This window comes from Bradyrhizobium sp. USDA 3262 (assembly GCF_054060035.1).
On record NZ_JBSSCT010000001.1, the window covers coordinates 5,787,979 to 5,801,400 of the forward strand.

Annotated in this window: 12 protein-coding genes and 1 pseudogene; 9 read left to right on the forward strand and 4 right to left on the reverse strand. The window is 64.5% G+C overall.

The genetic code is table 11. The features are described 5' to 3' along the window. Positions 1-21 precede the first annotated feature (21 nt). From ACVWYP_RS27105 to ACVWYP_RS27130, 6 genes are all read left to right on the forward strand, one after another. Complete coding sequence (locus ACVWYP_RS27105) at positions 22-177, forward strand: hypothetical protein (protein WP_168855882.1); 156 nt, start codon at positions 22-24, stop codon at positions 175-177. Between the two features lie 392 nt (positions 178-569). Then, on the forward strand, positions 570-1,196 hold the full coding sequence (locus ACVWYP_RS27110) for an HAD family hydrolase (RefSeq protein WP_453946000.1): 627 nt from the start codon (positions 570-572) through the stop codon (positions 1,194-1,196). Between the two features lie 26 nt (positions 1,197-1,222). After that, positions 1,223-2,434 (forward strand): molybdopterin molybdotransferase MoeA, encoded by a 1,212-nt coding sequence (locus tag ACVWYP_RS27115; protein WP_304495520.1) that lies wholly within the window; start codon positions 1,223-1,225, stop codon positions 2,432-2,434. A 242-nt stretch (positions 2,435-2,676) separates the two neighbouring features. Continuing rightward, positions 2,677-3,381, forward strand: a complete 705-nt coding sequence (gene lexA, locus ACVWYP_RS27120; RefSeq protein ID WP_016841600.1) for a transcriptional repressor LexA — start codon at positions 2,677-2,679, stop codon at positions 3,379-3,381. Positions 3,382-3,638: 257 nt separating this feature from the next. Continuing rightward, positions 3,639-4,067 carry a hypothetical protein gene (locus tag ACVWYP_RS27125; protein ID WP_026192810.1) on the forward strand — a complete coding sequence of 143 codons (429 nt, stop codon included), beginning with the start codon at positions 3,639-3,641 and terminating at the stop codon, positions 4,065-4,067. A 145-nt stretch (positions 4,068-4,212) separates the two neighbouring features. Further along, the gene (locus ACVWYP_RS27130; RefSeq protein WP_028339676.1) at positions 4,213-4,440 is read left to right on the forward strand and encodes a hypothetical protein; all 228 of its coding nucleotides are present in this window, start codon (positions 4,213-4,215) and stop codon (positions 4,438-4,440) included. Here the strand turns inward: ACVWYP_RS27130 and ACVWYP_RS27135 are convergent. Further along, positions 4,437-6,721 (reverse strand): annotated as a pseudogene (locus tag ACVWYP_RS27135) (ComEC/Rec2 family competence protein). The gene ACVWYP_RS27130 and the pseudogene ACVWYP_RS27135 overlap by 4 nt on opposite strands. A 432-nt stretch (positions 6,722-7,153) precedes the next feature. On the opposite strand from ACVWYP_RS27135, the gene ACVWYP_RS27140 reads away from it, so the two are divergent. Continuing rightward, entirely contained in the window at positions 7,154-8,482 is a 1,329-nt protein-coding gene (locus ACVWYP_RS27140; protein ID WP_304495522.1) for an MFS transporter, read from the forward strand. A gap of 334 nt (positions 8,483-8,816) precedes the next feature. Here ACVWYP_RS27140 and ACVWYP_RS27145 read toward each other — a convergent pair whose 3' ends face one another. Beyond that, a complete protein-coding gene (locus ACVWYP_RS27145) occupies positions 8,817-9,179 on the reverse strand; it encodes an SPW repeat domain-containing protein (protein ID WP_304495523.1) in 363 nt (120 codons plus the stop codon). 249 nt (positions 9,180-9,428) lie between these two features. Here ACVWYP_RS27145 and ACVWYP_RS27150 point away from each other — a divergent pair, with 249 nt between their 5' ends. Together ACVWYP_RS27150 and glnA are read left to right on the forward strand one after the other, a co-directional pair. Continuing rightward, positions 9,429-9,611 carry a hypothetical protein gene (locus tag ACVWYP_RS27150; protein ID WP_028339672.1) on the forward strand — a complete coding sequence of 61 codons (183 nt, stop codon included), beginning with the start codon at positions 9,429-9,431 and terminating at the stop codon, positions 9,609-9,611. 114 nt (positions 9,612-9,725) lie between these two features. Then, complete coding sequence (gene glnA / locus ACVWYP_RS27155; protein ID WP_304500315.1) at positions 9,726-11,156, forward strand: type I glutamate--ammonia ligase; 1,431 nt, start codon at positions 9,726-9,728, stop codon at positions 11,154-11,156. Here glnA and ACVWYP_RS27160 read toward each other — a convergent pair. Next, positions 11,153-11,539: a YybH family protein gene (locus ACVWYP_RS27160; protein ID WP_028339670.1), complete on the reverse strand. Its 387-nt coding sequence runs from the start codon at positions 11,537-11,539 to the stop codon at positions 11,153-11,155. The two genes, glnA and ACVWYP_RS27160, sit on opposite strands and share 4 nt — an antisense overlap. A 45-nt stretch (positions 11,540-11,584) precedes the next feature. Next, entirely contained in the window at positions 11,585-13,264 is a 1,680-nt protein-coding gene (locus tag ACVWYP_RS27165) for a glutamine--tRNA ligase/YqeY domain fusion protein (RefSeq protein ID WP_304495524.1), read from the reverse strand. Between the last annotated feature and the right edge of the window lie 158 nt (positions 13,265-13,422).

Here is a 13,422-nt window from a genome sequence, read left to right on the forward strand (position 1 = left end):
GAAGGACCGGAACGGAAATTGATGCTGTTCGTTGGACCGCATGATCTCGAAGACGGAGCGTCCAACGCCGTGACCCGGAAAACCTTGCAAGCACGCTCGGAACAGGCGCTCGTCGTCATCATTCTCAGCACCGGTGCGCTGATCGGTTACCTCGGCCTGGCGCTGTCCAGGCTGTGAGAGCCACGTCCGGCGGGCACCAAGCCGCCGGCTGGCATCAAGCCGCCGGCAAGCATCAAGTCGCTTGGTGCGCTGAAAGCTGGCGCGTGCCACTGAGTTGCCCGACCCACAAACGACGACTTATATTGGGTGTCGTCCCTGCCTAGTGCGCAATTGCGCACGGGAGCAGGGACCCATAACCACAAATGCTGATTGTTGAACGATGCTGGGACGACACGCGTCCCGTTCTCAACACCCGCTGCGGCGTATGGGTCCCGGCCTTCGCCGGGACGACGGTGGTGCGCGCGGGCACAGTCTCGCGATGAATGCAACGCCACGTACAATCCACACACCCGTCACTGAAATCGAGGACATTGCCGCCTGTCCGCAATTCTCGTACACGGTTTCATGCAATGACCTCGCAATTCTCTCCCAACTCCGTCGACGTGCTGCTGTTCGATATCGGCCGCGTCGTGCTCGACATCAACTTTGAGAAGGTGATGGCGCACTGGGCGCAGCATGCCGGCTGTGCGCCCGCCGAGCTCGCCACCCGCTTTGTCGTCGACGACAGTTTCAAGCATCACGAGATCGGTCGGATCGACGACGCGGCGTTCTTCGAAAGCCTGCGCCTGACGCTCGGCATCGACATCACGGACGCCCAGTTCCTCGAAGGCTGGAACGCGATCTTCACCGGCGAGATGCCGGGCATCGCCCCGCTGCTCGCGGCGGCCGCCGAGCGGATGCCGCTCTACGCCTTCTCCAACACCAATCCGGCCCATGTCGCGCATTTCTCGGTCACCCATGCCGAGCTGCTCAGCCATTTCCGCAACGTCTTCCTGTCCTCGAGCATCGGCTTCCGCAAACCCGACGCCGAGGCCTACGATCATGTGGTAAAAGCCATCGGCGTGCCGGCGTCGCGGATCCTGTTTTTCGACGACCTGGCCGCCAATATCGAAGGTGCGCGGGCGCGCGGCCTTCATGCTATCCACGTGACGTCGACGGATGACGTGGCAAGGGCTTTGACCGCACTTGGTATTTGAACATGAGGAATTGAGGAGCTCTGAGCGTGGCCCTGATGCCGGTTGCCGATGCCCTGTCCGCCGTCCTCGCCGGCGCCGAACCGCTGCCGGAGGAGATGATCGCGCTCGATGCCGCCTACCACCGCACCCTGGCGCACGACCTCGCCGCGCTGCGCACCCAGCCGCCGCAGCCGATGTCGGCGATGGACGGCTATGCGGTGCGCGCCGCCGATGCGGCTGATCTAAAGGCCCGGCTCAAGGTGATCGGCGAAGTCGCCGCCGGCCGGCCGTTCGAGCGGACGGTCGGCGCCGGCGAGGCGGTGCGGATCTTCACCGGCGGCGTGATCCCCAATGGCGCCGACGCGGTGATCATCCAGGAAGACACCACCGTCGACGGCGACCACATCACGATCACGGAGGCCGCCAGCGTCGGACGGCACATCCGCCCGGCCGGGGTCGACTTCCGCGCGGGCGAGGTGCTGCTCAGCGGCGGCAGCCGCCTGTCCGACCGCGCGCTGTCGCTGGCGGCCGCCATGAACTATCCGGAACTTGCGGTGCGCCGCCGCCCGAAGGTCGCGGTGCTGGCGACCGGCGACGAGCTGGTGATGCCGGGCTCGCGGCCCGGCCCCGGCCAGATCGTCTATTCCAACGGCTACGCGCTGCGGGCGCTGGCGCGCGCCGAGGGCGCCGAGACCGTCGACCTCGGCGTTGCCGCCGACACGGTGGAGGCGACCACGGCCGGCATTCGCCGGGCGCGCGAGGCCGGCGCCGACGTCCTCATCACGACAGGCGGCGCCTCGGTCGGCGACCACGATCTCGTCAAGCGGTCGCTGGAAGCCGAGGGCGTCGACATGACGTTCTGGCGGATTGCGATGCGGCCCGGCAAGCCGATGATGCATGGCTGGCTCGATGCGATGCGGGTGATCGGCCTGCCCGGCAATCCGGTGTCGTCCTATGTCTGCGCCTTCCTGTTCCTGGTGCCGTTGATTCGGGCGCTGAGCGGCCGGGAAGTGATCCATCATCGCCGCACGAGCGCCCTGCTCGGCCGCGACCTCGCCGCCAACGACCAGCGCGAGGACTATCTGCGTGCACGGCTCGAAGCGCGCGAGGACGGCACGCTGATCGCGACGCCGGTGACGCAGCAGGACTCGTCGCTGCTCGGGAATCTCGCTGCGGCACGGGCACTTCTCGTGCGTCCGCCGTTCGCGGCTGCGGCCGTCAAAGGCAGCGAATGCGAGATCCTGACACTGCCCGAATAGGGTTTTTGCGCCCCGCCGCTTGTGCGTTGCCTGATCCGTTCACCGGAAATTAAGTGGTTGCGGAACACATATCGAACATATAGTGTCCGTTCATGATTTGTTTCGAGTACTGGTGTCTACAATCGGGAAGCCGGGTGGAAGCAGGTGCAACGAGCACATGCTCCTGAGGTCAGGCCCCGCCTGCAGGCCCCACCAGAAGAGTCTCGGAATCGAACGACGCTATCAACCGGGGGATACTCGAGATGCTCACGCGCAAACAGTACGAACTTCTGCGTTTCATCAATGAACGTCTGAAAGAGGCCGGCGTACCGCCCTCCTTCGACGAGATGAAGGATGCGCTCGACCTGCGCTCGAAGTCCGGTATCCACCGCCTGATCACTGCGCTGGAGGAGCGCGGCTTCATCCGCCGCCTGCCGAACCGCGCCCGCGCCATCGAGGTCATCAAGCTGCCCGAACTCTCGGCCGGCGGGGGCAACGGCCGCCGCGGCTTCACGCCCAGCGTCATCGAAGGCACCCTCGGCCGGCGCGCCAGCACGCCGCCGATCGCCGAGGACGACGGCAACCGTCCGGTCGCGGTCCCCGTGATGGGCCGGATCGCCGCCGGTACGCCGATCGAGGCGCTGCAGACCCGCAGCCACACCATCAGCGTGCCGCCCGACATGCTCGGCGCCGGCGAGCACTATGCGCTCGAAGTGCGCGGCGACTCGATGGTCGATGCCGGCATCCTCGACGGCGACATGGCGCTGATCCAGCGCAACGACGTCGCCAATACCGGCGACATCGTGGTGGCGCTGATCGACGAGGAGGAAGCCACCCTGAAGCGCTTCCGCCGCCGCGGCGCATCGATCGCACTCGAGCCGGCCAACACCGCCTATGAAGTGCGCATCCTGCCGCCGAACCGGGTCCGCATCCAGGGCAAGCTGATCGGCCTTTATCGCAAATACTGAATTGCAAATACTTGCGGCGGCCGGGAACGAGCAACACGTCGGATCGTTCCTTGCATGATAGTGTAGCGTACGGCCTGCCCGATGCGCTCCGATACCTCTCGCGCAGCGTCGCGTGTTTGTGATCGGAGGCGGTCTCGGACCAGTCGTACAATCGCCCAGAAACGAGCAGAAGCTCGTTCGCTATCGTCCACTCTGGTAGAGGCCCTAATGCCTCAAGGAGAGGCACGGGTCGCTACCTCGAAATGAGGAGCCATCCGATGTGTGACTATAGTCTGCACGCCGTGGCATCGCGCCCCGCCATTGTCGGAGAGACGCTGATCACGACGACGTTCCGCGGCACGTCGACCCGCGGCTTTGCTTCGGAGAACGATCCCACTGTCGCGGTCTGCATGCTGCCGGGCACCGAGCTCGCTTTCGCCGAGAACGTTCGCTACGACAGCCGCTGGATCTGGACCAAGACGCTGAACTATCGCGTCGGCGTGTTCAACGAAGTCGAGCCCGACGTGCCCGATCGGCATCATGACGCGGTCGAATTCCCCGACGGCAGCCATGTCCTGGTGACCCAGCTGGTCGAGGGACAGCGCGTCAGCGTGCTGCAATTGCCGGCGCTGCATCCGCCGGTCGAGCAGAAGCCGAAGGTTGTGGAGCGGCGGCCCTCCGCATTCGCAACGCTGTTTTTGGGTTGAGCGCATCGTCGCCGCGGAATGAGCTGTTCGGCGGCGAATGACCTAAGCAATTTCGGGCGACCCCGGACTTCCGCTTCCGGGGCGCATGGGGAGATTTGCGTCGGCCGGCGCCTTGGCGCATCATCGGGCACGGAGGACGTGCGCGGTGGTCGATAAGGTCACATGGCAAAAGGCTGGACGCGTCACGGAACCGGGCCGCTACATGTTCCGGTTCGGTTGGCTGACGGTGACGGCCGACGACCTGAAAGTCTGGGAGCAATTTCCCGAGGCTTCCTTCACCCTCGTCAAGAAGCCCGACGCCGGCCCCGATTCCGACGAATACCATCTCGGCCTGTTCGAGCTGCCGAGCGGCCCCTCACCGGACCACCGCTAATCATCGCCCTGCAGATCGGTCTCGGCCGGCGTCGCGTCCACGGCAGGCCGCGGCGCGGCGCCGGGCGCGCGCAGCGTGGTCTCGCTCTCGCCGTCGCCCGGAACCGCCGGCGACCATGGCCGGTCGATCCCGCCGGGCTTCACCGCATCGACGGCATAGCCGTCCCTGATCCGTCGCAGCACCAGCGCGCCGTGGCGGCGCAGCCGCTCGGCATCGATCACCGATGCCGCGCAGCCCTGCGGCGCCGGCCGCGCCGTCACGATCAGGCCTGCGCGCTCGCAGTCGTCCGCCAGCGCCTCCGGCCGGATCGCGAGCGCGACGAAGGCGCCGCCAGGTCCCTGGGCCACGCAGCCGCCGGCATCGCAGGAGACGCCCTCGCCGAGCGACGCATCGGTGGCGGTCCGCGCGTCGGCGTCCGCCGCCAGCCACTCCTTGACCAGGAACGCATCCTTGGCGCTGTGCATCAAATGCAGCCGCCCGTCACCGCCGCGCACCGCGACGTTGCGGCCGTCGCCGGAGACCAGCACGTCCGGCTGCGGCACTCTGAGCGCCCAAACCGACGCCATCACGAGCAGCACGGCGCCAGACCAGCGCAGCGGCGTGCGCAGCAGCCCGAGCAGGATGATGCCGGCGCTCGCTGCGATCAGCGGCCCGATCCCGAACGCCGCCATGCGGCCGACCGCGCCCGGGAGTGCGGCGACCCATTGCGTCACCAGGATCATCCAGTCGATGCCAAGGCCCATGATCGCCCAGAACACGCCGTCGAAGCCGAACGGCATGGCGAGGAGCCCCAGCAGGCCGGCCGGCATCACGACCGCTGACACGACAGGCATCGCCGCGAGGTTCGCGAGCAGCCCGTAGGGCGTCACGCGGTGGAAATGGAAGGCGGCGTAGGGCGTCGTCGCAAGCCCTGCGACCAGCGAGGCCAGCATCAGCATCGTGAGCTCGCGGCCGCCCCACAGCGCAACCCGTGCGGTCGCCGAATGGTCGGGCGACGCGAATAGGTTCGGCAGCCCGATCTGCACCAGCGCCACCAGCCCGAGCGTCGCCGCGAACGACATCTGGAAACTGGGATGCACCAGCGCCTCCGGCGCGATCGCGAGCACGATCAGCGCCGCCACCGCCAGCGTCCGGAAGGTGATCGCGCGGCGGTCGACGATCACGGCGAGCAACACCACGGCGGTCATGAAGAACGACCGTTGCGTCGCGACCTCCGCGCCCGACAGCAACAGATAGAACGCCGCGGCGACCAGCGCCGCCGCCGCGGCCCATTTCTTGATCGGATGCCCCGCCGTCAGCGCCGGAAACAGCGCGAGCAGCGCGCGCACCGCGAAGAACACGACGCCGGCGACCACGGCCATATGGTAGCCGGAGATCGACAGCACATGGCCGAGCCCCGAGATGAACATCGCATCGTTGACCGGCGTCGAGATCGCGTCGCGCCGGCCGGTGAGCAGCGCGGTTGCGATCGCGCGCTGGTCGCCGTCGAGCGTGGTGCGAATACGCGCGTCGATGGCGTCGCGCAGGCCTTGCATGAAGGCGGCGTAGCGCAGCGCAAAGCCGCCGGTCGCAGCCGGCTCCCTGGTCTTGACCGCGCCCATCACGAAGCCGGAGGCGCCGATGCCCTGGAAATACAGGTCTCGTCCGAAATCATAGGAGCCCGGGCGCTGCGGCCCGAGCGGCGGCAACAGTCGCGCCTTCAACTCAACGAAGCTGCCGACATCGGGCGCGGTGCCCTTCTTCACCGAGAGCCGGACACGATCGAGCTTCGTCATGTCGCGTGGGCTCTCCATCGAAACCACGCGCAGCACGAAACGATCGGTCTTCTCGCGGATGTCGCGCGTCTCGACGAAGCCGGTCAACGCCACCGAAAACATCGGCCGCGCCAGCACCGTGTGGGCAACGCGCGCCGTCTTCCAGGTCGCCGTCGCAAAGCCCGCGGCCACCGCGGCCAGCATCGCGATGACGGGAAACACGCTGCGCCGCCGCAGCAGCAGCGCCAGCAGGCAGAGCAGGATTGCGACGGTGGCCCAACCGACAGCACCGGCTCGTGCTCGGCCGCGAAATAGAAGGCGATGCCGGTGCCGAACGCCACCGGCATCCAGGGCAACAACCGGCCCGCCCCCGCTTCAGCGCGCGCCCATTGCCGCAATGTCTCGACGAAAGGCTTCCAGATGCCGACGCGCGCCGGGAGATAGCCGCCGACCGGCGCGGCCGCGCGCGGCGGCCACGTCCCCGCGTAGCCGCGTTTGCCGCCCGGCGTCGTGCCCTGCTCCGCCATTCCGCTTGCGATCCCTGCCGGGCGGCAGGCTAGCGGATGGCCCCGTCACCCGACTAGCGGAACGGATGCAGAATACGGACCGGCAACGCCCGGGTACCTGGATCGTCCTGCGCCTTGCCGACCTGGCGCCGGGCCACAGCTGCCGCCTGCGTCAAATCGATCGAGCCGAAAGTCTCATAAGATACCGATCCCGTTGGGATTAGACTGTCCTGATGCCTCCACTCCCAAAGAGACAGGGATGAGGCAGTGACGGCTCGCGGCACTTGAAGGCCGCTGGAGCTCCTCTCAGGTGGCCACAACTCCCCTGAGATCAGGCGTTGCGGACGAACTCGCAAAATCTCGCCTGTAACGCCGTGCACCATGCGCACTCCGCGAGCGGACAGATCGCTGAAAAACGCGAGGCGTAGCGTTTGCATTTGAGAGGAGCAGCACATGGCAATTCAAGTACCGAGTGATTTTCGTCGCGTGATTGTTGCTGCATCAGTGGGAAACATCATTGAATGGTACGACTTTTATATTTTTGGCAGTCTGGCCGCGGTTCTGTCGGTCAAGTTCTTTGAGCAATCCCACCCCGTCGCAGCCCTGCTGAGCACGATCGCGCTGTTCACTGCGGGATTCCTGATCCGCCCGCTGGGGGCCTTCCTGTTCGGATGGATGGGCGATCGGGTCGGCCGCAAATATACATTCCTTGTTACCTTGAGCGGAATGGGCCTGGGAACGGGCGCGATCGGACTCATCCCAACCTATGAATCGATCGGCCTGACGGCCGCATTCGTTCTGTTCGGCTTGCGGATGATCCAGGGTCTCTGCCTGGGCGGCGAATATGGCGGCGCCATCACCTACGTCGCCGAGCATGTTCCGGATGACCACCGCGGCTACTACACGGGCTGGCTACAAACCTCGCCAACGCTCGGAATCGTGGTGTCGCTGGCCGTGATCGTTCTGACCCGAACCTGGGCCGGCAATCAGGCCTTTGACGAATGGGCGTGGCGCGTACCGTTCCTGGTTTCGTTCCTGCTGGTGGCCATCGCCATCTACATCCGCCTCCAGCTCCAGGAGACGCCGATTTTCCAGGAGATCAAGGCACGCGGACAGATGACCAGGAATCCCTGGCGGGAAGCTTTCCTCAGCTCCAACATCAAGTACATCTTGATCGCGATCGTCGTCCTGATTGGACAGGGCGTGGTCTGGTACAGTGGTCAATTCTGGGCACTGTACTTCCTGCAGCAGGTCTCCAAGGTCGATGCGGTTACCTCGGCCTACATCGTGGGAACCGCACTGTTGATCGCAACGCCGAGCCTGATCTTCTTCGGTTGGCTGTCGGATCAGATCGGCCGCAAATCCGTGATCCTCGGAGGCATGCTGCTTGCCGCGATCACCTACTATCCGCTGTATCTGTGGCTCGGCACGGTCACGCAGCCGGGACACATCAACTATCCGGTCGCCGTCTTCATCATCTTCATCCTCGTCTGCTACGTCGGGATGGTGTACGGGCCGGTCGGCGCGTTTCTGGCGGAGTTTTTCCCGGCCAGGATCAGGTACACCTCGGTCTCGGTGCCGTATCATATCGGCAATGGTTGGGGCGGCGGATTGGTGCCGTTCATCACATCAGCCGCCTTCGCGGCCACCGGCAGCATCGGCTACGCGCTGATCTACCCGATTGTCGTTCCCGCGGTGTGCTTCGTGATCGCGGTTTTCATCATGCCCGAGACACGCAAGACCAGAATCTGGGAGCAGATCGAGGCGAAAGCCGCATCGTGACGGAGTCACCTTGCTGACGGGCGACTGGAGCCCCGTTCCGATGGGATCGGAACGGGGCTCCAGAATCTTGTTTTGACGCGTTTTCTTTACGCGAACCGGCATCCACTTCGCTCGAAAACGCTCTCACCCTGCAGCAGCAGCCGTGGCCGCCTTCCAGCGCGTGCGGGACGACGCTTCTGGTTCGTCCCGTACTCTCCACTCGGGCATGATGTCTTCGTCGAACCTGCATCCGCGTTACGCCGATGCGGCACGGAGGGGATCCGGCGCTGCGCAGTTCCAACCTCTCCGGCCGCCTTGGGTTGGCGGTCAGGCCAACGTCTCAATCAGCTGCCTCTCAGCCCGCTCGGTGATGCCAGCGATCGTGCCACCAGGTGGCGAAATCACGATCCATCGTCAGCTCCCAGCAAGCAAGCACGATCACCACGACGCCGGCGAGCACGCTGCTCGTCGTGACCGATCCCTGCTGGTAGTTGAACGTCCAGGGTGCCACCACCAGAGCCAACCCCATCAGCATCTCGCCCCATTCCTCCAGATAGGACGGAATGATGAATGCCTCCAGGGCGAACAGCACGACGCCCAATCCGAGCGCGATGGAGATCCAGAGAGCTGCCCCGGAAAAGCCCAGTGCAAACGGCGATGCGACCAGCCAGGCGCCTACCAACAGGCTGGCAGCATCCTGCCAGTGTTGAATGCGCATGATCCTCACCTCCTTCTTCCGAAGACATGGTGCGGCGCGGACAAAAAAGCATCTGTCCGACCTGCGATGTGTTGCCGCTGCCGATCCGCGAGCCGACGACCATGCTGCGGTCCGGGCGCCCGGAAAGCGCTCTTGCAATCGCGCCGCAGCAAGATGCACACTGTGGGCGCTTGACCAGGTGTCAACGTCTGCGGTTCGCGGCCCGACCGGTATTTGCGGTTGCGCTCAGGACGAGAGGAGTATGACGCCATGCGAGAAATCGAAATCCACAACTATGCGCGGCAGTTGCTCGAGGCACATGGCGCCAAGGCCATTGCGGAAGCTGCCCAAAACGCCATCGAGCTTGAAGCAAAAGGCGAGGCCGAGCTGGCCAGAACCTGGCGCCATATCGAAGACGCCATGAAGCTGATGCGCGGTCCGCACCAAAGCTGAGGCTGCCAGCTCGTAGCGCAGAACGTGGAGCAGGATCTTCCTCAAGCCGCCTCGCAGGGGCTGAACGGCAGCACAATCTCAACGACGCGGCTCTCCAATAACAGGAGTGAAGCCATGTTTCCGACATGCGCAACAGCCGAAGATCTCGTGAAGGCAATCAAGGACGAGAAAGTGCAGATGATCGATCTGCGCTTCACCGACCTGCCGGGGGTATGGCAACATTTTTCCGTCCCGCCGAGCGCGGCGAGCGCAGACGCCCTCAGCGAAGGGATTGGATTCGACGGCTCATCGATCCGCGGCTTTCAGGAAATCCAGGAAAGCGACATGCTGGTCGTCCCGGACCCGACCACGGCTTTCCTCGACCCGTATTCCCCTTCATCCACCCTGGTATTGATCTGCAACATCCGCGACCCCGTGACCGGTCAATCCTATAGCCGCGATGCCCGCTACATCGCCCAAAAAGCTGAAACCCACCTGAAGGCCACGGGCCACGCCGATACCAGCTACTTCGGTCCAGAGGCCGAGTTCTTCGTGTTCGACAGCGTGCGCTACGGACAGGGCATCAACTACGCTTTCCACGACATCGATTCCGGTGAAGGCAGCTGGAACACGGGCACAAACGAAGCGCCCAACCTGGGACACAAGCCACGCCCGAAAGAGGGATACTTTCCAGTGCCCCCGACGGACAGCATGCAGGCGCTCCGTACCGAAATGGTGTTGACCATGGAACAGCTGGGCATCCAGATCGAAGCCCATCACCATGAAGTCGCGACCGGTGGGCAGAACGAAATCGACATGCGCTTCACCACGCTCACGCGCATGGCGGACAATCTGATGATCTACAAATACGTGGTGAAGAACACCGCCCGCCAGAACGGCATGACCGCAACGTTCATGCCGAAACCGCTGTTCGAGGACAACGCTTCCGGAATGCACGTTCATCAGTCGTTGTGGAAGGGCGAGACCAATCTGTTCTACGACAGGGGCGACTATGCCGAACTGAGCCAGCTCGCCCGCCACTATATCGGCGGCCTGTTGACCCATGCCTGGGCATTGTGCGGGCTTTGCGCCCCGACCACGAACTCCTATCGGCGTCTGGTGCCGGGCTATGAGGCTCCGATCAACCTGGTCTATTCCCAGCGCAACCGTTCAGCCTGCTGCCGCATTCCGATGTATTCGCCGAACCCGAAGGCCAAGCGTGTCGAATTTCGTTCGCCGGATCCCTCCTGCAATCCCTATCTGGCTTTCGCCGCGATGCTGATGGCCGGCCTCGACGGAATTCGCAACAAGATCGACCCGGGCAGCCCGATCGACAAGAACCTCTACGACCTGCCGCCCGCCGAGGCGAAGGAGGTGAAGTCGACGCCGGGGTCGCTGGATCAGGCGCTGGACGCGCTCGAACGCGATCACGCATTCCTGCTGCGCAACGATGTCTTCACCGCCGACGTGATCGAAACATGGCTCGACTACAAGCGGAAGAAGGAGGTCGATCCCATCAGATTGCGACCTCATCCCTACGAGTTCCATTTGTACTACGACATCTAGATCAGCGGTGTCTGCGACGAGACGTGGTGGCAGACGATCTTCCAGTCGCCGTCCTCGCGCGCGATCACCCAGGTGATCTTGACGGCGAGCGAGGGCGCATCGCCGTCGAGGAAGAATGACGCGATGCCCGCCATGTTGACGAGATCGGCATTGACCCGTTCTGCCCTGACATCGCTGAACTGAACGCGCGGCGCGTGCCAGCGCGGCAGACCGTCAAAGTAGGCTTTGACGCCGTCGCGGCCGCGATACAGCGTCGGATTCGAGCCGAAGAAGAACGCGCCCTTCGAATAGAGCGCGCTTAACGCATTCGCATCGAGCCTGCTGAAACCCGCCGACCATCTGGCGATGGTGGCGGAGGCAATCTCGTCGGATTCATCAGGCATTGATCCCCCCGTCTGCTTGTCCGCGCGGGACGCGCTTCCCCTCGGCTAGCCCTTGCCGCCGACTTCCTTGGCGAAGGTGTCGCGCAGGCCGATGGTGCGGTTGAACGCCAGCCGGTCCGGCGTCGAATCCGCATCGCGCACGAAATAGCCCTGCCGCTCGAACTGCATCGGGTCGGGCGAATTGCTCTCGGCGATCGCCGGCTCGACGCGCGCATCCTTCAGCACTTCGAGCGACTGTGGATTGAGGTCGGCGGCGAAATCGGCCGCGTTCGGGCTCGGATTGGCGAACAGCTGGTTGTAGATGCGGATCTCCGCCGGCTTCGACTGCGCCGCCGGCAACCAGTGCATCGTCGCCTTGACCTTGCGGCCGTCGGGCGCGTTGCCGCCCTTGGTTAAGGGATCGTAGGTCGCGCGGAGTTCGACGATCTCGCCGGCGTCGTCCTTCACCACGCCGGTGCACTTGATGAAGTAGGCATAGCGCAGCCGCACCTCATTGCCGGGCGAGAGGCGGTAGAACTTCTTCGGCGGATTCTCCATGAAGTCGTCGCGCTCGATATAGAGCTCGCGGCCGAACGCGATCTTGCGGGTGCCGGCTTCCGGATTGTCGGGATGGTTGATCGCCTCGATCTCCTCGACCTGCCCTTCCGGATAGTTCTCGATCACCACCTTGAGCGGCCGCAGCACCGCCATGCGGCGCAGCGCCGTGCGGTTCAGTTCCTCGCGGATGCAGAATTCGAGCATGCCGACATCGACCACGCTGTTGGCCTTGGCGACGCCGATGCGCTTGATGAATTCGCGCACCGCCGCCGGCGGCACGCCGCGCCGCTTCAAGCCGGCAATGGTCGGCATGCGCGGATCGTCCCAGCCCGAGACGTGGCCGTCGCGGACGAGCTGGGTCAGCACGCGCTTGGACAGCAGCGTATAGGTCAGGTTCAGCCGTGCCATTTCGTACTGGCGCGGCTTCGAGGGCACCGGCAGCTTGTCGAGCAGCCACTCATAGAGCGGGCGGTGATCCTCGAACTCCAGCGTACAGATCGAATGGGTGATTCCCTCGATCGCGTCCGACTGGCCGTGCGCGTAGTCGTAGCTCGGATAGATCGACCATTTGTCGCCGGTGCGCGGATGGTGGGCGTGCAGGATGCGGTAGAGCACGGGGTCGCGCAGGTTGATGTTGCCGGCGGCCATGTCGATCTTGGCGCGCAGCACGCGGGCGCCATTCGAGAACTCACCGGCCTTCATGCGGCGGAACAGGTCGAGGTTCTCCTCGACCGAGCGGTCGCGGAACGGCGAGTTCTTGCCGGGCTCGGTCAGCGTGCCGCGGGACGTGCGGATCTCCTCCTGCGACTGATCGTCGACATAGGCATAGCCGGCCTTGATCAGGCCCTCGGCCCAATCGTACAGGCGCTCGAAATAGTCCGACGCAAAGAACAGGTTGGCTCCCCAGTCGTAGCCGAGCCAATGGACGTCGGCCTGGATGGAGTCGATGTATTCCTGCTCCTCCTTGGTCGGATTGGTGTCGTCGAAGCGCAAATTGCACTGGCCGCCGAACTCCTGCGCGATGCCGAAATTCAGGGCGATCGACTTGGCGTGGCCGATATGCAGGTAGCCGTTCGGCTCCGGCGGGAAACGGGTCACGATCCGGTTGTGCTTGTGGGAGGAGAGATCGGCCTGGACGATGTCGCGGATGAAGTCGCGCCCTGCCTCTGCCGTCGTGTCAGTCGTCATCAAAGGGTTCCCTGGAGGAGTCAGCTCAACCTTCTGCCAAATTCGTGCCGTCCGGCCAAGTCTGGTTTCAAGCCCCGGTTTCAAGTCTGGTTTGGCGGGCAAAAGGTCAACCGGGGCTTTAGTTATGTCCGGTTCCTGTTATACACCACGGCCGTTCC

Excerpts from the sequence above, each read along its gene's own strand:
- ACVWYP_RS27145 (WP_304495523.1), bottom strand. The coding sequence starts at position 9,179 with ATGCGCATTCAACACTGGCAGGATGCTGCCAGCCTGTTGGTAGGCGCC.
- ACVWYP_RS27140 (WP_304495522.1), top strand. The coding sequence starts at position 7,154 with ATGGCAATTCAAGTACCGAGTGATTTTCGTCGCGTGATTGTTGCTGCA.
- ACVWYP_RS27105 (WP_168855882.1), top strand. The coding sequence starts at position 22 with ATGCTGTTCGTTGGACCGCATGATCTCGAAGACGGAGCGTCCAACGCC.
- ACVWYP_RS27160 (WP_028339670.1), bottom strand. The coding sequence starts at position 11,539 with ATGCCTGATGAATCCGACGAGATTGCCTCCGCCACCATCGCCAGATGG.
- ACVWYP_RS27125 (WP_026192810.1), top strand. The coding sequence starts at position 3,639 with ATGTGTGACTATAGTCTGCACGCCGTGGCATCGCGCCCCGCCATTGTC.
- glnA (WP_304500315.1), top strand. The coding sequence starts at position 9,726 with ATGTTTCCGACATGCGCAACAGCCGAAGATCTCGTGAAGGCAATCAAG.
- lexA (WP_016841600.1), top strand. The coding sequence starts at position 2,677 with ATGCTCACGCGCAAACAGTACGAACTTCTGCGTTTCATCAATGAACGT.
- ACVWYP_RS27165 (WP_304495524.1), bottom strand. The coding sequence starts at position 13,264 with ATGACGACTGACACGACGGCAGAGGCAGGGCGCGACTTCATCCGCGAC.
- ACVWYP_RS27150 (WP_028339672.1), top strand. The coding sequence starts at position 9,429 with ATGCGAGAAATCGAAATCCACAACTATGCGCGGCAGTTGCTCGAGGCA.
- ACVWYP_RS27110 (WP_453946000.1), top strand. The coding sequence starts at position 570 with ATGACCTCGCAATTCTCTCCCAACTCCGTCGACGTGCTGCTGTTCGAT.